The sequence below is a fragment of the Lentzea sp. NPDC036949 genome, from assembly GCF_055608075.1.
On sequence record NZ_JBVJRA010000004.1, the window covers coordinates 238,603 to 257,692 of the forward strand.

Below are 19,090 nucleotides of genomic sequence, written 5' to 3' on the forward strand. Positions count from 1 at the left end.
GAATCGTCCAGCAATGGCGTCATCGGGCGAGGGGAAGTCCGTCCCTACCGACGAGTCAGGAGGTTGGGACATGCCCTATGTGTGGTGGCAAAGCGAATACGACCTGCAATGCCACGCGTTCTCGCTCGACCAGGCCCGTGGTTCCCGCCGCAGTTTCTACGAGGCGGTGTGCGAGCACTCGGTGCCCGATGAACGGGTGTCGCGTTCGCAGGTGGGGGCCCTCTGCACGGACTGCCTGATCAAAATCGGCACCGAGCTGCCGGACGTGCGCTGGCGGGTCTAGCGCACGAGCCGCATGCCGACCGACACCGGGGCGCTCTCGGTGAAGCCGTGCCGTTCGTAGAGACGACGGCCGGGCGGGTCGGCGAGCAAGCTGACGTACGCGTCGGGCGAGTGGTCGCCGATGCGGTCCAGCAATGCGGTCATGATCGCGTCACCGATGCCTTTGCGCTGGTGGCGCGGCAACACCGCCATGTCGATGATGTGGAAGTACCAGCCACCGTCGCTCAGCACGCGACCCATGCCCACGGTTTCGCCTGATTCCGCGTGAATCGCGCGAACAGTGGCCCACGCGCCGTTGATGCCGTTCTCGGCTTCCTCACGACTGCGCGCGCTCAGGCCGGATTCCTCGCGCAGGCGCAGGTAGTCGTCGACGGTCGGCGGACTCATCTCCAGGCGGTACCCGTTTTCCACGCGACCCAGCCTACAAATGCAGAAGGGCGCCCCGCCGCAGCGGAACGCCCTCCGATCGGATGCCCGGACGTCAGTCCGAGTTGAAGTACGAGAGCAGGCGCAGGATCTCGGTGTAAAGCCACACCAGGGTGACCGTGAGACCGAACGCGATCTGCCACGCGAACTTGGCCGGCACGCCGGCCCGGATCGCCTGGTCCGCGGCGTCGAAGTCGATCAGGAAGCTGAACGCCGCGAGGCCGATGCAGACGAGGCTGAAGATGATCGCGAGCGTGCCGCCGGAGCGGAGGCCGAGGCCGCCGGTCGTGAAGAAGCTCATGATCAGGTTGAAGAGCATCAGGACGGCGACGCCGATGATCGCGCCCGTGATCCACTTCGTGAACTTCGGCGTGACGCGGATCGCGCCGGTCTTGTAGACGACCAGCATGCCGGCGAAGACGCCGATCGTGCCGATGATCGCCTGGCCGATCACCACGACACCCTGGCCGGGGTTGCCGGTCCAGCCGTCGATCAGCCGCCCGATGATCCCGCTGAACGCGCCGAGGAAGACACCCTCGACGGCGGCGTAGGCGATGACGAGGGGCGGGCTCGGGACGCGCTTGAACGAGATGATCAGCGCGAGCACGAGTCCGATGATCGCGGCCGGGAACAGCAGTACCCAAGCCTGCATCAGGTAGGTGATGACGGCGGTGACCGCCACCACGGCCAGCGTGATGCCGGTCTTGGTGACGACGTCGTCGATCGTCATCGGCCGCTCGCTGGTCAGCGGCGGCGGGGCCTGCTGGTAGCCGGCTTCGGGCTGTCCGAAGCCTGCATAGCCTCCGTACCCGCCGCCGGTCGGCAGGTTACGGAAAGCCGGGTTGCTGCTGGAGCGCACCTGGTCCTCCTGGGGCGTTGCTTTACGCCGTCACGGGTACAACGAGCACGCTGGGTGCCAGGTTCCCCGTCGGTAAAGCCGACTTTACTCGCACAAGCGATCACACGTGCGCTAATAGTGTGCGAACTCGCGCGAAGACTCCGGAGCGTGACCTGACCACGGCGTGTTGCGGCGTGTCCGGCCCCGTGCGCGTAACGCCGATCACATAACATTCACGATCACACCCTGCGCAGCGCCCTAGTTCCCCCTCGTGGCGGCTTGTCCCCGAAGTGGGCTACCGACAAGCTCGCACGCGGGATATGTACAGGTCAGAGGGGACCACGATTCACCATGGGCTGGAAACGTCTTGCCGCAGTGGCTGCGGTCTCGGGGCTCGCGCTCCTGACCGCCCCCGCGACGGCGACAGCGGTCGGCGTCAAGGGCATCGGCTACAACGCGACAGAGGTCCAGCCCAACGCCACCACGGGTTCGGAGTGGCACGGGTCGTACGTGTGGCAGGACAAGCACGTGTGGTGCGTGCAGTACGCCCTGCCCGCTCCCGACAGCGCGGTGGGCTACCAGCCCGGTGACGAGCTGCTGACCAAGGCGGGCAAGAAGCTCGCGCCCGACGTGGCCGCGAACATCTCCTACCTCCTGCTGCGCTACTCCACGACCAAGTCGGCGGAGGAGGCGGCGGCGCTCGCGCACCTGCTGCACAGCTGGACCGCGGCACCGGACGGTGCGGTGAACTTCGACACGAAGGACCCGCGCTACCTCGCCTACAACGCCGAGTGGTACGCCGCCCGGCTGCCCGCGCCCGTGCTGGAGGCCGTCGCGCGGATGCGGGCCGACGCCGAGGCCAACCGCGGCCCGTGGAAGCTCGCCGCGACCGCGCCGCAGGAACCGCTCGTCATCGGCACCGAGTCGACGTGGACCGTGTCGCTGCTCAAGCAGAACGACAAGGGCGTCTCCGGCGCGCCGATCAGCTTCGCGCTGACCGACGCCACGCTCGTCGACGGCAGCGCGGAGGGCAAGGTCACCACCGACGCGAACGGCAGCCCGGTCGCGCTCAAGGTCGTCCCCACCGGCCCGAAGCCGGCGATCGCGGTCACCGCCGACTCCCCCGCGGACAAGCCGGTCGTGCACCAGCCGATCCAGACCGAGAACATGCAGCGGATCGTCACCACCGGCGGCGAGAAGAAGCTGACCGCCGCCGCCAACGCCCAGGCCAAGACCGCTCCGGGCGCCGTGAAGATCACGAAGATCGACTCGGAGACCAAGAAGGCCATCGCGGGCGTCGCGCTGCGCGTCACCGCCAAGGACCAGACGAGCCCCGCGCTCAAGCAGGACGACAGCCCGCTGGTCGGCACGGACGGCAAGCCGCTGGTGCTGCAGACCGGCGCCGACGGCACGGTCGAGGTGCCGGACCTGCGCACGCCGCAGGAGATCTGCCTCGTCGAGGTGGCCGCGCCGAAGGGGTATGAGGAGTTCTTCGACGCGAAGGCACCACCGGCCGCGTGCGGGTCCGTCGGCCCCGGCTCGACGCTCGCGCTGGAGCTGGTGAACAAGCCGAACACCCCGGTCGTGCCCAGCACGATCCCGGCGGGCACGGAGGGCAGCACGCCGGTCGCGACCGCGTCGTTCGACTCGCAGCTGCGCCCCGGTCTGCTGCTCTCGGTGGGTGGCCTGGTGCTGCTCGGCGGGGCACTGGCAGGCTTGCTGGTGTGGCGCAGGCAGTGAGTTCCCGGGCTTTCCTGACCGGCGTGCTGGTGGTGGGCGTCGCCGCCACCAGCGTGCTGGTCACCTCGTCCGAGACCGACGTCCTCGCGGGACGGCCGGTCGCGGACGAGATCCCCGTGGTCGGGCCCGGTCCTGTCGGCGACAGCATGAGCACCGGCAGGGGCGCCGACCTCACCGGGTTGATCGGCGGCGCGAACACCGGCAACGCCAAGCCGGTCGAGCCCGCACCACCGCAGCAGCAACAGCCCGCGCCGCCCAAGGCCGGTCCCGGTTCGGTGCGGCTGCCCGCCGGTGGCTCGGCCACTCTGGTGCGGCGCGAGGTCAAGGACGGCGTGCTGCCGGTGCCCGACGGCATCGGCGAGGCGACCTGGTGGGGCACCGAGCTGGCGGGCGCCGAGGGCGCGACCGTGCTGGCCGGGCACGTCGACTGGAAGGGCGCGAAGGGACCGTTCGCCGAGCTGTGGCAGGCGCAGAACGGCCGTGAGGTCGTCGTCGCCGACAGCGCGGGCGAGGAGTTCCGGTTCAAGATCCGGCAGATCGAGACGGTCCGCAAGGAGGAGCTGCCGGCCCGCGCGCTGGAGCTCTTCGGGCCGCGCGGCCCGCACCGGCTGGTGCTGGTCACGTGCGGGGGTACCTGGATCGGTGGGCAGCAGGGCTACGAGGCGAACCGAGTGGTGATCGCCGACCCCGTCAGGTGACCAATCGCCTCCCCGGCGCAACCCGTTCGGGTGACCGATCGTCTCCTACTGTGTGAAGCGCTGGGGATGGTTGACCACGGGCGTGGCTCTGGCACTGGCACTCGTGCTGGTGATGACGCTGAGTCCGCACGACGACCCGGACCAGCAGGCGGAGAACGGCCCGCTGCCGATGGCGCCCCGCCTTCCGACTCCGAAGGAGTCCGGGCCCGCGCCGCGCGTGCCCGGCCCCACGCCGGAACAGCTCGCGAAGCAACCGTGGATGCACAAGCTGGCGCAGGGTGAGAAGCCGCCGCAGTTCGTGCTCTTCTCCTTCGACGGCGCGGTGTCCAAGCAGCACTGGGACAAGGTGCTCCCGGTCGCCAGGCAGACGGGCGCGCACGTCACCGGCCTGCTGTCCGGCGTGTACATGCTGGCCGACCAGGACCGGACGCTGTACCAGCCGCCCGCGGGTCTCAAGCGGGGCCGGTCGGACATCGACTTCGGCGGCAGCAGGCAGGACATCGAGGCCAGGATCGGCTACCTGAACCAGGTGATCGCCGACGGCCACGAGATCGGCACGCACTACAACGGCCACTTCTGCTCCGGTGGCAGCCAGCCCTCGGTGGACAAGTGGGACAACGCCGCCTGGAACGCGGAGCTGGCGCAGTTCCGCCTGATCGTCGACAAGGCGCGGTCCGAGGGCTTCCGGTTGCCCGCCGACGCGGTCCGGGGTGGACGGACGCCGTGCCTGGAGGGCAACTGGGACGAGGCCTTCCCTGCGATGGCCGCCCACGGCCTGGTCTACGACACCAGCCAGGTCGCGCTCGGCGTCCAGTGGCCGTCCGTCCAAAGGGGACTGTACGAGTTCCCGATGCCCGAGGTGCGCGTCCCCGCGCTGGGCCGGCAGGTCGTGATGATGGACTTCAACCTCTGGTACGCGCTCAACGGCGCCAAGGAGGAACCGGCGCGCGCCCCGGAGTTCACGCAGATCGTCGTCGACACGTACCGGTCGGTGTACCGGGCGGCGCTGAACGGCAACCGCGCGCCGCTGGTGATCGGCAACCACTTCAACGAGTGGAACGGGTCGGCGTTCTCCACGGCGATGGAGCAGTTCCTCGGCGAGGTGTGCGGCAAGCCGGAGACGGTGTGCGCCACCTACACCGAGGTCATCCAGTGGATGCAGCTGCAGGACCCGGCGGTCCTCGACCAGCTCCGCCGAATGCCCGCCGCCCGCAACTGACCCCACCTCCCGACGTCACCCACTCGTGTCCGCCTACGGCACGCGGGGACCCTTCGTACCCCAGAAGCGCACGAAAGGTCCCCGCGTGCCGAAGCAGCGGTGCGCGAACGGGTGGGTCAGGCGTCGGTGGAGACGATGCGGTCGTCGGTCGAACCGGGTTGGCCGTTGGCGTCCTGGTTGGACGTGCCGAACCACAGGGTGCCGTCCGGTGCGGGAGCGATCGAGCGCACCCGGCCGTAGGCGCCGGTGAACAACGCCTGCGGCGTGCCGAGCGTGGTGCCGTTGACCGGGATCTTCCAGATCCGGCGGCCGGTGACGGCGCCGACGTAGAGCGCGTTCTTGTGCAGGGCGATGCCGGTCGGGCCCGCCAGCCGGTTGGACCACGTGACGGCCGGGTTCGTCATGCCGGCGACGTTGCAGTTGCCCTCGCACGTCGGCCAGCCGTAGTTCTTCCCGGCCTCGATGCGGTTGATCTCGTCGGTCGTGTTGTTGCCGAACTCGGTGGCGTACGCGGTGGTGCCGACCCAGGTGATGCCCTGGGGGTTGCGGTGGCCGATCGTGTACACGACGCTGTTCGCGCGCGGGTTGCCGCTCGCCGGCCTGCCCGCGGTGTCGAAGCGCAGCATCTTGCCGCCCAGCGAGTTCCAGTTCTGCGCGTTGGCCGTGTTCTGCGCGTCGCCGGTGGTCGCCCACAGGTAGCCGTCCGGACCGAACTCCAGGCCGCCGCCGTTGTGGTAGCGGTTCTTCGGGATGCCGGTGACGATCGGCTGCGGCGTGCCGCCCAGCGCGAGCTTGGCGATCCGGTTGTCGGTCGCCGTCGAGTAGTAGATGAAGACCGAGTTGTCGGTCGCGAACGTCTTCGACACCGCGAGGCCGAGCAGTCCGCCCTCACCGCCCGTGCTCTGGGCCGCTTCCACGGTGTCGAGCTCGGTCACGGTCGTGCCGCTGAGCTTCTTGATCTTGAACGTGTCCCGTTCCGTGAAGATGCCGCTGCCGTCGGGCAGGAACTCGATGTCCCAGGGGATGTCCAACCCGCTGGCGAGGGTCCGCTCGGCCTGCGCGGAGGGTCCGTCCTGCGCGGAGGCCGGGATCACGCAGAGGGAGGCGGCGACGGCGGTGCAGGCTGCCGCTGCCGCGATACGACGAGCACGCATGTGTGCTCTCCTTCGGGTCCGCTCGTGGTTTCAGTCTGCGGCGGAGGTGTTGCAGGGCGTGTTTACCCAATCACAGCTCGCACAAACCCACAACGCTCATCGGATGTTTCGATACAACCATCCGTCTTGCAAGGCCTGAAAGGCGGTTCCGCTCCGATGATCTTTGGGAACCTTGTGAACGGTCTAGCGCGATCCACGCGGGACGTCCTACGGTGAAAGTCGCCGCCGCGCCCCACGGAAGAGCCGCGCGTGCCCTTCCCGGGCACGCCGTAGACCCGAGGAGTCGCGCATGAACGTTGCCGCTACCGCTACCGAGCACAAGCTTCCCGAGGTCAAGCGCGAGTGGGTGAAGCCCGACTTCCGCGACTTCGACACGCCCATGGAGGTCACCGCCTACGCGGCCCGCAGCTGACGCGGCCCGCACCGGGACCCCCGCGGCGGCGGGGGCCCCGGTCTCCCGCACTCCCCTGCTGGCAACGGCATCTGCAAGTACCACCAACACATGATCGAATCGTCGTCGAAGCCAGGGGAGCGAACGCGACGGGTACGACTTCTGGCCAACCGCTGAGGAGTGCACGCTGATGAAAGCCGTGTCCGCCCAGGAGTTCGTTGCGGAGCTCCGCGCGCTGGCCCCGCGGTACTGGGACAGCCACCCGTTCCACCTGCGCATGCACGAGGGCGGCCTGAGCAAGCACGAGCTGCAGGCGTGGGCCGCGAACCGCTGGTACTACCAGCGCTGCATCGCGCAGAAGGACGCCGCGATCCTGTCGAACTGCCCGGTGCCGGAGGTCCGCCGCCAGTGGCGCGAGCGGATCGTGTGGCACGACGGCACGGGACCCGGTGAGGGTGGCGCCGAGAACTGGCTGCTGCTCGCCGAGGCGGTCGGGCTGACCAGGGACGAGGTGCTCGACGAACGGCACGTGCTGCCCGGCGTCCGGTTCGCCGTCGACGCCTACGTGAACTTCGCGCGCACCAGGCCGTGGGTCGAGGGGGTCGCCTCCGGGCTGACCGAGATGTTCTCGGGTGCGTTGATGCGCAAGCGACTCGCGGCGTTGCGGGAGCGGTACCCGTGGATCGCCGAGGAGGGGTTCGCCTACTTCACCGACCGCATCCGGGCGGTCGCCGGCGAGGGACAGGCCACTGTGGACGTCGTGGTCGGGCACGCCCGCACCCGCGAACAGCAGCTGGCGGCCGTGGCGGCGCTGGCGTTCAAGTGCGACGTGCTGCGGGCCGTGCTGGACGCCGTCGACTACTACTCGGGCAGGGGCAGGCCGTGCTAGCACTCGGCGCCGTGCCGCGCATCCGGCGTGGGGTGAAACGCGGCTACGACCAGATCCGCTCCGCGCACGTCGTGCTGTTCCCCGAGGGCGTGCTGGTGCTCAACGAGACCGCCGCCTCCGTCGTGGCGCTGTGCGACGGCGTCCGGTCGGTGGGGGACATCGCGCTGGCGCTGGGCGACGAGTACGCCGGCGTCGAGCCCGCGGACGTGGCGGAGCTGGTGGCGCGGCTGGTGGACCGGAGGGTGGTCGACGTCGATGGCTGAGGCACCGTTCGGCCTGCTCGCCGAGCTCACGCACCGCTGCCCGCTGCAGTGCGGGTACTGCTCGAACCCGGTGGAGCTGGTGCGCAGGGACGCCGAGCTGCCCACCGAGGACTGGCTGCGCGTCTTCGACCAGGCCCGCTCGCTGGGCGTGTTGCAGGTCCACCTGTCCGGCGGGGAACCGCTGCTGCGACCGGACCTCCCGGAGCTGGTGGCGCACGCGAACAGCCTCGGCTGCTACGTCAACCTCGTCACGTCCGGTGTGGGCCTGTCCCGCGACCGGCTGCACGACCTGGCCGGGCGCGGCGTCGACCACGTGCAGCTCTCCTTGCAGGACGCGACCAAGGCAGGCAACGACCGGATCGCGGGCATCAAGGCGTTCGACCGGAAGGTCGAGGCAGCGGCCCTCATCCGCGCCGAAGGCCTGCCGCTGACCGTGAACACCGTGCTGCACCGGCAGAACCTCGACAACGTCGCCGGGATCATCGCGCTGGCCGAGCGGCTGGGCGCGGAACGGCTGGAGCTCGCCAACACCCAGTACTACGGCTGGGCGCTGCGCAACCGGGCGGCGTTGCTGCCCACGCGCGACCAGCTGGCGGCGGCCGGCCCGGTCGTCGCCGCGGCGCAGGAACGGCTGCGCGGGGTGATGGAGATCGTCTACGTCATCGCCGACTACCACGAGGCGCACCCGAAGCCGTGCATGTACGGGTGGGGTGCGCGGCAGCTGACCGTGGCGCCCGACGGCTCGGTGCTCCCCTGCCCCGCCGCCACCGTGATCCCGACGCTGCCGGTCGAGAACGTGCGCGACTCGTCGTTGCACGACATCTGGCACGACTCGCCGTCGTTCACCGCCTTCCGCGGCTTCGACTGGATGCGGGACCCGTGCCGGTCGTGCCCGCGCAAGGAGGTCGACTTCGGCGGCTGCCGGTGCCAGGCGTTCCAGCTCACCGGTGACGCCGCCGCCACCGACCCGGTGTGCTCGCTGTCGCCGCATCGGTCCACTGTGGACCTGATTCTGGCGACCGAGGTGGCACCGGCGGTCGAACCGGCCGTGGCCATGCGGAGGATGTCGTGAAGGCGGTCCTGCTGGGCACCGCGGCCGGCGGCGGGTTCCCGCAGTGGAACTGCGCCTGCGCGCTGTGCGTCCGCGCCCGGTCCGGCGAGCTGCCCGCCCGGTCGCAGGACTGCCTGGCGGTCAGCGCCGACGGCACGCGCTGGTGGCTGGTCAACGCCTCGCCGGACATCCGCACGCAGCTCGTCGCCTGCGCGCTGCTGAACCCCGGTCCCGGCCCGCGCGAGACCCCGGTGCGCGGCGCCCTGCTCACCGACGCGGAGCTCGACCACGCGCTCGGCCTGCTGACGTTGCGCGGCGGCACGGGCCTGGCGGTGTGGGCGCCGGGCCCGGTGCTGCACGCGTTGCGCGACCGGTTCGACCTGCGCTCGGTGGTCGACGGGTACGCACCCGTGGACTGGCGCGAGGTCACCACCGCCGAGGTCGAGCTCGACGGCCTGCGGGTGACGGCGGTCCCGATCAGCGGCAAGCGCCCGAAGTACGCGCGGTCGTCCACCGTGGAGGGCGATTGGGTGGTCGCCTACCGGTTCGCCGACCCGGTCACCGGTGGTGTGCTGGTCTACGCGCCGTGCCTCGCGCACTGGCCGGACGGGTTCGACGACGTGGTGGCCGGGGCGGACTGCCTGGTGCTCGACGGCACGTTCCACGCGGCCTCCGAGATGGGCACGGCGACGGGCAGCGGGTCCGGGCAGGCCGCGATGGGCCACCTGCCGATCACGGCGAGCCTGCCGCGGTTGCGGCGGTTCCCGGCCGTGCGGCGGATCTACACGCACCTCAACAACACCAACCCGGTGCTGGACCCGGACTCGCCGGAGGCGGCACAGGTGCGCGCGGCGGGGGTGGAGCTCCCGCAGGACGGCACGGTGCTCGAACTCTGAGGTGCCCGGACTCCGAGGTGCCCCGGACTCTGAGGTGCCCCGGACCCCGAACGGGCCAGAATGGGCGGATGTCCTTCGTGATCGGTGGTCGTCCGCTGGCCGAGCGGATCGTCGCGGAGCTGCCGTCGTTCGTGCGGCTCGTGCTCGCGGAGATCACCGACCGGGTGCCCGGCTACCGGCAGCTGCCCGCCGAGGAGCTCTCCGGTGACATCGCCCGCGTGATCGAGGGGACGCTGCGGGCGTTCGCGCGGGTGCTGCGCAGCCGGGAGCTGCCGACGGCCGACGAGCTGCGGTTCCTGCGCGAGTCGGCGGCCCGGCGTGCGGAGGAGGGCGTGCCGGTCGACGTCGTGCTCACGGCGTACCACGTGGGCATCCAGGTGGTCTGGGACGTGCTGGTGCCCGAGGCGCGGCCGGAGGAGGTCGGCGAGGTGCTGGCGCTCAACGCGCTGGCCATGCGGTACCTGCAGCTCGTGACGCCGGTGGTGAGCGCCGGGTACCTCGACGAGCGGCAGACGATGTTCGACGACGAGCGGTCGGCGCGGCACACGCAGCTGACCGGGCTGCTCGACGGCACGCGGGTCGCGGACGGGCCCGTGGTGGTGCTGGCGCTGCACGTGCCGCCGCACCCGGACGAGCTGACCGACGGGGTGGACGCGGCCGTGGCCGGGCGGCGCAAGCTGCGGCGGCTGCGCACCGAGCTGGAACGGCACAGCCGCGAGCCGGTCCTGTCGGCGCTCACCCCCGACGGCGGGATCGTGCTGCTGCCGGGTGAGGACGACCGGGCCGACCGAGTCGTGGCGGACGCGGCGCGGGCCGCCGGGGTGCCGTTGACGGTGGCGGCGGTCGCGGCCCCGCCGTCCGGGGTCGCGTCCGCCGCCGGGCTCGCCCGCGAGGTGCTCGCCGTCGCCGTGCGCTCGGGTCCCGGCCTGTACCGGCTGGCCGACGTGCTGCTGGAGTACCAGCTGTCCCGGCCGAGCGCGGCGCTGGAACCGCTGGCCGCGGTCGTGGCGCCGTTGTCCGACGAGCTCGTGCAGACGCTGGAGGTCTACCTGCGCCGCGGGTCGCGCCGGCCGGCCGCCACCGAGCTGCACGTCCACCCGAACACCGTGGACTACCGGCTGCGCAGGGTCGCGGAGCTCACCGGCCTCGACCCGACGCGGATCGAGCACGTCACGCTGCTGGCGGCTGCCCTGGCCGCGCGGCGCGCGCGACCGTAGCGCCGAACGCGGCCATGCCGGCGGCGTTGGGGTGCAGCGGCGCGGCGGCGGTCGTCGGCACCAGCCCCTCCAGGTAGCGGTCTGCGGGTGCGGCGCAGATGTCGTGGCCCACGGTCACGGCGGCGAAGTCCACGTACGTCGCGCCGCGCTTCTGGGCCTCGGCCCGCGCGGTGGCGCTGACCCGGTTGAGCACGCCCTGGAGGTAGTCGGCGTCCCGGCTCCACACCGGCTGCACCGGGTAGCAGCCGCCCGGCCTGATGTACGTGCCGTAGCCGGTGACCAGCACCTTCGCCCGCGGTGACCGGCGCTTGACCTCGTCGAGCGCGGTGCCGAGCTCCGGCCCCCACGCGTCCACGGCCGCGGCCAGCCGGTCCGTCCCACCGGAGGTGTAGCGGTCCTTGCAGGAGACCCCGATCGGCTGGGGCAGCAGGTTGATGCAGCTCAACGCCGTCTGGAACAGGCCGACGTCGTTGGCGCCGACCGTCAGCGACACCAGGTCGGTGGACGGCTTGAGCGCGGCGAACTGCGGTGCCACGAACCCGAACTGGCGGCCCGTGAAGTCGTCGGTCTTCGCACCGGAGCAGGTGACGTCGGTCAGCCGCGCGCCGAGCAGCTCCGCCGCCACCCGCGGGTAGTCGCGGGCCGACCGCAGGCACCACAGCGCCGGGTCCTGGGCCGGGACCAGCGGACCGGCCGCCGCCGAGTCGCCCAGTGCCACGTACTCCACGGTGTCCGCCTGGGCGGTGGTTGTTCCGGCGACCAAACCCGCCACCAGAGCCAACCCGGCCACGATCCGCATCCCGAACCTCCAACGTCGTCGTCAGGTCAGCTCATCGTGGTGGTTCCGGTCACGTGCGGGGGTGGGACGTTGCCCAGAGTCGGCCGGTCGGGTTTGTGACCGATCACAATGGGGGCGTGACTCCTGGCGAACTCCTCGACCTCGCCGCGCAGGCCTGCGTGGACGCCGCGAAGCTGCTGCGCGAGCTGCCGGTGGACGTTGCCGCGAAGGGCGCGTTCGACCAGGTCAGCAGTGCCGACCTGGCGGTCGAGGCGTTCCTGCGGCGTGCGCTCGACGTGCCCGGTTCCGCCGTCGTCGGCGAGGAGCTGGGCGCGGAGCAGGCGCGGATCACCTGGTACGTCGACCCGATCGACGGCACCCGCAACTTCGTCCGCGGGCTGCCCCTCGCGTGCCTGTCGGTGGCGGCGGCGGTGGACGGGCGACTGGTGGCGGGGTGCGTGCTGGACCCGTTCCGCGACGAGCTGTTCACCGCGGCCGAGGGCGTGCCGTTCGCGGTGCGGTCGGCCGGGCTGGTGATCCCGCCGGGACCGAGCCCGCGGCCGGTGGTGCTGACCGACGTCCCGTTGCCCGGCAGCCCCTACAGCGGCGAGGTGGAGCTGCTGGCCGACCTGCTCGCCGTCGCGGACGTGCGGCGGGTCTACGTGACGGCGCTGTCGCTGGCCTGGGTCGCGGCCGGGCGGGCGGACGCGGCGGCGAACCTGGGCATCCACCCGTGGGACGTGGCGGCCGGCGCGGTGCTGGTGCGGGCGGCCGGCGGCGTGTTCCACCACGTCGGCGGCGACGCGCTGGGGGCGGCGGGCTTCGTGGCCGGCCGTGGTGAGGTCGTCGACTGGTTGCGCGACCGGTTGGAGGGCATCGTCTCGTGATCGACCTCAGCGGCCGGGTCGTCCTGGTCACCGGCGCGGGCGGCACGATCGGGGCCGGCATCGCGCGCCGGTTCACCGCGGCCGGCGCCGTCGTCGTGCCGCACCGCGGCCGTGCCGACGGCGACCTGCGGTTCGCGGCGCGGCGCGTGGTCGAGGAGGCCTTCGCACTGCACGGCAGGCTCGACGCGGTGGTGAACAACGCCGGTGTGCAGCCCGTGGAACCGTTGCCGGGCATGAGCACCGAGTCCTGGCAGTCCGTTGTGGACATCAACCTGACCGGGCCGTTCGCCGTCACCCAGGCGGCCGCAGAGGTCCTGCCGCAGGGCGGGTCGATCACGCACATCGCGTCGATCGAGGGCACCCACCCGGCCGCGGGCCACGCCCACTACAGCGCCTCCAAGGCCGCGCTGGTCGTGCACGCGCGGGCCGCGGCCCAGGAGTACGGGCCGCGGCTGCGGGTGAACACCGTGTCCCCCGGCCTGATCAGCCGCCCCGGCATCGAGGAGCAGTGGCCGGAGGGCGTCGCGCGCTGGCACGACGCCGCCCCGCTGCACCGCCTCGGCACGCCCGAGGACGTGGGGAACGCGTGCGTGTTCCTCGCCTCCGACCTGGCCGCGTGGATCACCGGCCACGACCTGGTCGTCGACGGCGGGGTGACCGCACGCCCCACCTGGTAGCCCTGCTCAGCCGGCCTGCACGACCACGTCCACCCAGTAGTTCGTGGAGTCGAAGCTGGACGCGGGGAACGACCCGGCCGGGCCGTAGACGAACACCCCGTTGCCGCCCGCGCTCGCACTCGACGGCGCCGTCAGCGAGCCGACCACCCTGGCGTTGGCGAAGTAGCCGTTCGTCACCGAGTAGCGCGTCGTCGTGTGGTACGCGGCGATGTAGGTGGTGTTGGCCGTCAACGGCACCGGGTTCGCGAAGGTCACCGTCTGCCAGCCGCTCGCCGACTCGCCGGTGAACGTCGCCGTGGCGAGCAGCTGCTGCGTGGCGGCGTTCCACAGGTGCGCGACGTGCGTGCCCGTGTTCAGGGAACCCTTGTAGAACTTGATGCCCGTCGCCGTGGCGTTCACCGAGGACGTGCGGAACTTGACGCCCAGCTCCAGCGGGCCGACGTCGCCGGAGTTCACGATCGCGGGCACGTCGGAGCCGCTGAACAACGAGACCGGTGCCGGCGGCTGCACCGGGACCGCGGCGATGACGTCGACGAAGTAGTTGCTGGCCACGAACGACGACGAGGGGAAGCTGCCCGCCGGGCCGTAGGTGAAGACGCCGTTGCCGCCCGCGCTCGCACTCGACGGTGCGACGAGCTGCCCCGCCGTCCGCGCCGAGGTGAACCCGTTCTCGGTCACCGAGTACTTCGTCGTCGTGTGGTACGAGACGACGTAGAACTGGTTCTGCGTCAACAACACCGGTGACGGGAAGGTCGCGCTCTGCCAGCCGCTCGCCGTCTCACCGCTGAACGTGGCGGTCGCGAGCAGCACGCCGGTGGTGGCGCTCCACAACCGGCCGGTGTGCGGCCCGGTGTTCAGCGTGCCCTTGTAGAACTTCACACCGGTCGCGCTCGCCCCCGCCACCGTGCACTGGAACTTCACGCCGAGCTCGACCGGGCCGTTGTCGGTGGAGTTCGGGATGGCGGGCACGTCGGCGCCGGTGAACAGCGACTGCGTGGTCATCGCGGCGCCGACGTTCAGGCTCACCGTCGCCGAGGACTGCAGGAACCCGTTGGTGATCGTGTACTGGAAGCTCGCGGGCCCGGAGAAACCGGCGGTGGGCGTGAACGTGACGGTCTGGGCGCCCGCGTCGAAGCTCACCGTGCCGTTGGTGGCAGAACCCGCCGACACCATCGAGATCGGGTAGCCGTTGGGGTCGGAGTCGTTGGCCAGCAACGTCGCCGCGGGGATCGTGAGCGCGGTGCCCACCGGCGTGGTGAAACCGCTGTTGCCGACCGCGACGGGCGCCAGGTTGCCGGCACCGCCCGCCCGTGCGAACACCACGTCGACCCAGTAGTTGGACTTCAGGAACGTCTCGGTGGGCATGGTGCCGCCCGCGCCGTAGCGGAAGACGCCGGCGTCGGCGGGCGCGGTGATCGCACCGCACGTGCGCGGGACGTGGAAGAAGTTGTGGTCGGAGTTCTCGAACTTCGCCGAGTGCACGCTGACGGTGTAGGTCTCGCCGGGCGTCAGCGCGACCGGGGCGATGTTCACCTGCTGCCAGCCGCTCGCGGTCTCACCGGTGGAGCCCACCTCGGCGAGCTTGGTGCCGGCCGCGTTGTAGAGCCGGGCGGTGTGCGCACCGGTGTTGTACGGGTTCTTGTAGAACCGCAGCGCGGTGGCGGAACCGGGCGTGTTTACGGAGAACCGCATGCCGTGCTCCAGCGGGTTCTCGTCGGGCGCGTGCAGCCCGTACGGCACGTCGGTGGGCTGGAAGAGCCGCACCGAGGCCGCGGGCGTCACCGTCACCGTGCGCGTGGGCCCGTTCTCGACGTTGAGGCTGTCGTCGACGGCCCGCACCTTGACCGCGTACGTGCCCGGCAGGTGCGGCCACCAGGAGAACGACCAGCTCGTCGTACCCGTGGCCGCCCGCCAGGACTGGCCGTTGTCGGTGGACACCTCGACGGTCGCGACGCGGCCGCCGACGTCGCTCGCCGTGCCGCTGATGATCACCTGCGCCTGCTGTGTGAACGTCGCACCGTTCGCGGGCGTCGTGATCACCGTGACCGGCGGCGTCGTGTCCGTCGAGGCCGTGGCGGGCGTCAGGTTGCCCTGCAACGTCTCCGGCTGCACCCCCATGTCCGCGAACAGGTTCACGGTCGCCTGCTGCGCGTCGCGGTCCTCGGACACCACGGGCATGGACGGGTCGGTGCTGGTGTAGTCGTGCACCGCGTCGAGTGCGAACGACCAGAACACCGTGCCGGCGCCGAAGACCAGGGCACCACTGGGCGCCCGGTAGAGCGTGAGGTGGTGGGTGGCGTCGCCGTCACCGGTCGTGGTGCCGTAGTCGAGGAGGTACTTGGCGCCGATGAACCGGTCGGTGCGGGAGAGCTTGACGAGCGTCGGCGGCCGGAACCGGTTGTCCGGCGACTCGTCCCACTCGTAGCCGAGCACGCCGTCCTCGACGTACCCGACCTGTCCCGCGGTCAGCGCGGCCATGCCGGTGTTGCGCCAGAACCGCAGCTTCCCGTACGCCTCCGGCACCTCGATCCGGTCGGCCTGGTGCGAGTCGACGGAGAAGCTGGTGCCCGTCAACCGGTTCTCCGCGACGCCGCCGTTCGAGGGCGGTGAGAACGCCGGGTCGCGCCAGGTGCCCGTCCACTCCGGACTCGGGTCGATCTTGGCGGCGTTCCTGGTCTCCTTGTAGCAGACCATGGTCCGGTTCGGCGTGCCGGTGACGTCGGGCTCCCAGCGGACCCGCCAGTAGACCTCGTTGCCGCTGAAGAAGCACAGGTGCACCCCCGCGTCCCTGGCCGCCTCGACGCGCGCACGCTGCGCCCCCGACCAGTACTCGTCGTGCCCGACGGAGAGGTACACGTGGTGGTTGGTGAGGACGTAGTTGCCCGGCCCGACGTCCAGGCCGGTCACGTAGGCCACGTCGTACCCGTTGCGCTCCAACCACCTGATCATCGCGTACTCGGCGCTGAGCACGAAGTCCTGCGGCCCGGCGTCCACACCGCCCTGCGCGAGCCGCGTGCTGAACGGCCGGTTGCAGCTCACCTTGAACGCCCGCCCCGTCGGCGTCCCGGTCGCCGCGTTGCCGCCGTAGAGGTTCGCGCCACCCCACCCGTTGTAGGCCTGCCAGGTGGTGTCCGAGGTCTGGAAGACGATGTCGCGCTGCGTCCCGTCGTCGCGCACGACGAACGGGATGTGGCTCGCCCCCGCGACCCCGTCCTGCCGCACCAGCTTCGCGAGGAACACACCGGACACCATGGTCGCGGGCACGGCCCACGAGGCGGTGACCGACCAGTTCGACGCGTCCCACAACCCGGTGCCGAGGTCGTTGAACGCGGCCGGCTGCACCGACGAGGTGGTGCGCTGGATCGTGTGCACCTTCCGCGCGCCGGCACCCCCGTAGTAGCCGAGCCGGTAGATGTCGATGCGGTAGTTCGCGGAGTTCGAGTGGATCTTGAAGTCGATCGTCTGGCCCCTGTTGACGCTCAGCTTCGTGGTGAAGCCCGCCAGGGTGGGATCAGCGGCCCCGCTGATGCCGTCCCACTCGGACTTCGGACTCCCCGGCAACTGGTTCTCGGTCACGATCGGGTTCGGCATCCCGGCCCCCTTCGTCCCCCTCTGGACATGCTCGTGACCGGGATGTATGCCTCTCCGTAGTCGTCGTTAGCCCAGTGGGCACGCTGACACCCGAATGGATTAGGTGACGATGAAAGGTTTGCCAAATCCTGTAACGGAGGGAGCCTGAGCTGCGAGAACTCTCGGCATCAACAGAACGCAGGACCGGCCGGGTGCCGAGGCCCGAGGTGGTCCTGCGTTCCACACGACGAGCGCCTCGCCGGGCGCTTCGCAGTGGCTGACCGCGCGCGGAGGAACACGCGATCTGCGCGCAAGCGGGCTAACGCGGAGATCGGATGTGGCTGAGCAGAGCCTGGATGTCGCCCGGTTCGAGCCCACTGGCGACCGCTGGCTCCTCCTCGAGGTCCGAGAGCACCTGCACCGAGGGGTCGTCGAGGATCTTCCCCATGAACTCGAGCTTCTGACCGAGCTGCATCTCGACGACCTCGTCGATCGTGTTCCGGACGGCCAGAACGGTCACGCGTGTTTCGGTGTCAGGGGCGAGCCCGAGGCGGTGGATGCGGTCGAGGCTCTGCAGGAAGCGCCCGGCCGCGAAGTCGCGGTCGACGTAGACGGCGTCATGGCACACGTGGTGCAGGCTGATGCCCTCACCCAGCGTCGCGGGGTTGGACACCAGCACCAGGCAGTCCGGATCGTTCTGGAACCGCTCCAGCTCTTCGCTCCTGTTGCCGCTGCTGCCGTACACCACTGCTGGCTGGTACTCCGCCAGCAGCTTCTGAAGGGTGTTCAAGCTGCGCACGAAAGTCGTCCAGACCAGGGTCTTGCGCCCCTTCGCGGCATTCGCCGCCACGATGGCGACGGTCTCCTTGTACTTCGGGGACAACTCGAAGTCCGGCAACCGCTTGATGAGGTCGAGCATCGACCCGGCGTTGGGGATCTCCTCCTCCAGCGGGGGCAACTGATAGGTCAGAGGCTCGTACCTCGAGACACCTTCGACCAGGAGAGCCGGGCTGGTGGCCGCCATCAGCAACCGCAACGCCGTCTTGCCGAGCGTGCCCAGGTCGTGCCGCATCCCCTGCAGCGCCACCTTCCCCACCAGCGCGTCGTACACCTGCGCGTGCAAGGGCGGCATGTCGACGTAGCGCACCTTCGGCTCCATCGGCGGCAGGCCGAGCTCGAGCTTCGTCGTGCGGGCGAACAGCGGCCGCAACACCGTGCTCGCGTACGAGAGATCGCCGCCCGACACCGCGGACGCGACCGTGCGGTGGCCGTACCCGGGCCAGGCGAAACCCATCAGGCTTTCCAGGTCTTTGGCCCCGTTGGGTGCAGGCGTACCCGTGAGGATCAGCCGTCGCCGGGCGAGCGGTCCCAGCGCCATGCAGGCGGCGCCGTACATGCCGCGTGAACCCAGCTTCATGCGGTGCGCCTCGTCCAGGATCATCATGGAGGGCTTGGCCTTCAGCCAGGACGCGAGCGTGCCGAGCGAACGCGCCAGCCGTTCGTAGTTGATGATCAGAACCTCGGCCCACGGGTCCATGCCGCGGTCGAGGATGAGGGTGCGCAGCGGGCGCTCGAAGCACGCGCCGCTCTCGAACAGCCAGGAGTCGTAGGCGGATTTGGGGCACACGACCAGAAGACGGCTGACCCTCCCCTCCTTCCGCTGCGCCGCGTACACGGCGAGCGCCACCCTGGTCTTGCCCGCACCCGGAACGCTGAAGTTGGCGCCGTGCCGCAGGGCCAGCAGCTTGCCGATGTCCCGGCGCTGGAACTCCCGCAGGTTGCCGATCCAGTCATCGCCGAGCACATCGGCCACCCGGTCAGCGGGGAGGCCGATGGCGGAGCCCGGCTCACTGAGCTGCTGCCTCACGACCTCCGCGTCCTCGACGTTGCCGCGAACGAGATCAGCCAGCTCTTCCGACCAGACCACGGTCTCCGGCCGCGGCCAGGTCGACAGCACGCCGAGCTGCGCCAGCAGCTCTTCGAGATCGACGGCCACCTCGAGAACTGCCAGCTGCGAACCGGTGCGGAAGCGCGTCGCCAGCTGGACGAGGTCCGCTCGGTGCTCGGGAGTCGTTCTCAGCGTGACCTTCGTCCTGGTCTCGTTGAAGTCGAGA

The 19,090-nt window shown here is 70.7% G+C and carries 18 protein-coding genes; 12 read left to right on the forward strand and 6 right to left on the reverse strand.

Annotated elements, in window-relative coordinates; all coding sequences use genetic code 11:
* Nucleotides 1-70 precede the first annotated feature (70 nt).
* Nucleotides 71-283: a hypothetical protein gene (locus tag ACZ7CD_RS13565; protein ID WP_360385980.1), complete on the forward strand. Its 213-nt coding sequence runs from the start codon at nt 71-73 to the stop codon at nt 281-283.
* On the opposite strand, the gene ACZ7CD_RS13570 is transcribed toward ACZ7CD_RS13565, so the two are convergent.
* Both ACZ7CD_RS13570 and ACZ7CD_RS13575 read right to left on the reverse strand, forming a co-directional pair.
* Entirely contained in the window at nt 280-669 is a 390-nt protein-coding gene (locus ACZ7CD_RS13570) for a GNAT family N-acetyltransferase (RefSeq protein ID WP_470378975.1), read from the reverse strand. The genes ACZ7CD_RS13565 and ACZ7CD_RS13570 overlap by 4 nt on opposite strands.
* Before the next feature lie 94 nt (nt 670-763).
* Nucleotides 764-1,567, reverse strand: coding sequence for a Bax inhibitor-1/YccA family protein (locus tag ACZ7CD_RS13575; protein ID WP_360385976.1), 804 nt, complete (start codon nt 1,565-1,567; stop codon nt 764-766).
* 354 nt (nt 1,568-1,921) lie between these two features.
* On the opposite strand from ACZ7CD_RS13575, the gene ACZ7CD_RS13580 reads away from it, so the two are divergent.
* The 3 genes from ACZ7CD_RS13580 to ACZ7CD_RS13590 all read left to right on the forward strand — a co-directional run bounded on the left by ACZ7CD_RS13580 (nt 1,922) and on the right by ACZ7CD_RS13590 (nt 5,203).
* Complete coding sequence (locus ACZ7CD_RS13580) at nt 1,922-3,286, forward strand: MSCRAMM family protein (RefSeq protein ID WP_458429355.1); 1,365 nt, start codon at nt 1,922-1,924, stop codon at nt 3,284-3,286.
* Entirely contained in the window at nt 3,283-3,984 is a 702-nt protein-coding gene (locus tag ACZ7CD_RS13585; RefSeq protein WP_360385972.1) for a class F sortase, read from the forward strand. The genes ACZ7CD_RS13580 and ACZ7CD_RS13585 overlap by 4 nt, the downstream gene beginning before the upstream one ends.
* Before the next feature lie 82 nt (nt 3,985-4,066).
* A complete protein-coding gene (locus ACZ7CD_RS13590) occupies nt 4,067-5,203 on the forward strand; it encodes a polysaccharide deacetylase family protein (protein WP_360385970.1) in 1,137 nt (378 codons plus the stop codon).
* A 116-nt stretch (nt 5,204-5,319) separates the two neighbouring features.
* On the opposite strand, the gene ACZ7CD_RS13595 is transcribed toward ACZ7CD_RS13590, so the two are convergent.
* Complete coding sequence (locus ACZ7CD_RS13595; RefSeq protein ID WP_458429356.1) at nt 5,320-6,357, reverse strand: PQQ-dependent sugar dehydrogenase; 1,038 nt, start codon at nt 6,355-6,357, stop codon at nt 5,320-5,322.
* 289 nt (nt 6,358-6,646) lie between these two features.
* Between ACZ7CD_RS13595 and pqqA the strand changes: the two genes are divergently transcribed.
* From pqqA to ACZ7CD_RS13625, 6 genes are all read left to right on the forward strand, one after another.
* Nucleotides 6,647-6,769, forward strand: a complete 123-nt coding sequence (gene pqqA / locus ACZ7CD_RS13600; protein ID WP_360385966.1) for a pyrroloquinoline quinone precursor peptide PqqA — start codon at nt 6,647-6,649, stop codon at nt 6,767-6,769.
* 169 nt (nt 6,770-6,938) lie between these two features.
* Complete coding sequence (gene pqqC, locus ACZ7CD_RS13605) at nt 6,939-7,637, forward strand: pyrroloquinoline-quinone synthase PqqC (protein ID WP_360385964.1); 699 nt, start codon at nt 6,939-6,941, stop codon at nt 7,635-7,637.
* A complete protein-coding gene (gene pqqD / locus ACZ7CD_RS13610; protein ID WP_360385962.1) occupies nt 7,631-7,900 on the forward strand; it encodes a pyrroloquinoline quinone biosynthesis peptide chaperone PqqD in 270 nt (89 codons plus the stop codon). The genes pqqC and pqqD overlap by 7 nt, the downstream gene beginning before the upstream one ends.
* Nucleotides 7,893-8,972 (forward strand): pyrroloquinoline quinone biosynthesis protein PqqE, encoded by a 1,080-nt coding sequence (pqqE, locus tag ACZ7CD_RS13615; RefSeq protein ID WP_360385960.1) that lies wholly within the window; start codon nt 7,893-7,895, stop codon nt 8,970-8,972. The genes pqqD and pqqE overlap by 8 nt, the downstream gene beginning before the upstream one ends.
* Complete coding sequence (gene pqqB, locus ACZ7CD_RS13620) at nt 8,969-9,847, forward strand: pyrroloquinoline quinone biosynthesis protein PqqB (RefSeq protein ID WP_360385958.1); 879 nt, start codon at nt 8,969-8,971, stop codon at nt 9,845-9,847. The genes pqqE and pqqB overlap by 4 nt, the downstream gene beginning before the upstream one ends.
* 68 nt (nt 9,848-9,915) lie before the next feature.
* A complete protein-coding gene (locus ACZ7CD_RS13625; RefSeq protein WP_470378976.1) occupies nt 9,916-11,064 on the forward strand; it encodes a PucR family transcriptional regulator in 1,149 nt (382 codons plus the stop codon).
* On the opposite strand, the gene ACZ7CD_RS13630 is transcribed toward ACZ7CD_RS13625, so the two are convergent.
* On the reverse strand, nt 11,018-11,863 hold the full coding sequence (locus ACZ7CD_RS13630) for an SGNH/GDSL hydrolase family protein (RefSeq protein WP_470378977.1): 846 nt from the start codon (nt 11,861-11,863) through the stop codon (nt 11,018-11,020). The two genes, ACZ7CD_RS13625 and ACZ7CD_RS13630, sit on opposite strands and share 47 nt — an antisense overlap.
* Nucleotides 11,864-11,979: 116 nt before the next feature.
* Between ACZ7CD_RS13630 and ACZ7CD_RS13635 the strand changes: the two genes are divergently transcribed.
* Both ACZ7CD_RS13635 and ACZ7CD_RS13640 read left to right on the forward strand, forming a co-directional pair.
* A complete protein-coding gene (locus ACZ7CD_RS13635; RefSeq protein ID WP_470378978.1) occupies nt 11,980-12,729 on the forward strand; it encodes an inositol monophosphatase family protein in 750 nt (249 codons plus the stop codon).
* Nucleotides 12,726-13,406: an SDR family NAD(P)-dependent oxidoreductase gene (locus ACZ7CD_RS13640; protein ID WP_360385950.1), complete on the forward strand. Its 681-nt coding sequence runs from the start codon at nt 12,726-12,728 to the stop codon at nt 13,404-13,406. Before ACZ7CD_RS13635 ends, ACZ7CD_RS13640 begins: the two co-directional genes overlap by 4 nt.
* A 6-nt stretch (nt 13,407-13,412) precedes the next feature.
* Here the strand turns inward: ACZ7CD_RS13640 and ACZ7CD_RS13645 are convergent, their stop codons facing one another.
* A complete protein-coding gene (locus tag ACZ7CD_RS13645) occupies nt 13,413-16,997 on the reverse strand; it encodes a DUF4082 domain-containing protein (RefSeq protein ID WP_470378979.1) in 3,585 nt (1,194 codons plus the stop codon).
* A 298-nt stretch (nt 16,998-17,295) separates the two neighbouring features.
* Entirely contained in the window at nt 17,296-18,972 is a 1,677-nt protein-coding gene (locus tag ACZ7CD_RS13650) for a DEAD/DEAH box helicase (protein ID WP_470378980.1), read from the reverse strand.
* Nucleotides 18,973-19,090 lie beyond the last annotated feature (118 nt).

Bases quoted from the DNA above. Each gene is read 5' to 3' on its own strand.
- pqqE (WP_360385960.1), top strand. From the start codon at position 7,893: ATGGCTGAGGCACCGTTCGGCCTGCTCGCCGAGCTCACGCACCGCTGC.
- ACZ7CD_RS13565 (WP_360385980.1), top strand. From the start codon at position 71: ATGCCCTATGTGTGGTGGCAAAGCGAATACGACCTGCAATGCCACGCG.
- ACZ7CD_RS13645 (WP_470378979.1), bottom strand. From the start codon at position 16,997: ATGCCGAACCCGATCGTGACCGAGAACCAGTTGCCGGGGAGTCCGAAG.
- pqqA (WP_360385966.1), top strand. From the start codon at position 6,647: ATGAACGTTGCCGCTACCGCTACCGAGCACAAGCTTCCCGAGGTCAAG.
- ACZ7CD_RS13630 (WP_470378977.1), bottom strand. From the start codon at position 11,863: ATGCGGATCGTGGCCGGGTTGGCTCTGGTGGCGGGTTTGGTCGCCGGA.
- ACZ7CD_RS13625 (WP_470378976.1), top strand. From the start codon at position 9,916: ATGTCCTTCGTGATCGGTGGTCGTCCGCTGGCCGAGCGGATCGTCGCG.
- ACZ7CD_RS13595 (WP_458429356.1), bottom strand. From the start codon at position 6,357: ATGCGTGCTCGTCGTATCGCGGCAGCGGCAGCCTGCACCGCCGTCGCC.
- ACZ7CD_RS13570 (WP_470378975.1), bottom strand. From the start codon at position 669: ATGAGTCCGCCGACCGTCGACGACTACCTGCGCCTGCGCGAGGAATCC.
- pqqC (WP_360385964.1), top strand. From the start codon at position 6,939: ATGAAAGCCGTGTCCGCCCAGGAGTTCGTTGCGGAGCTCCGCGCGCTG.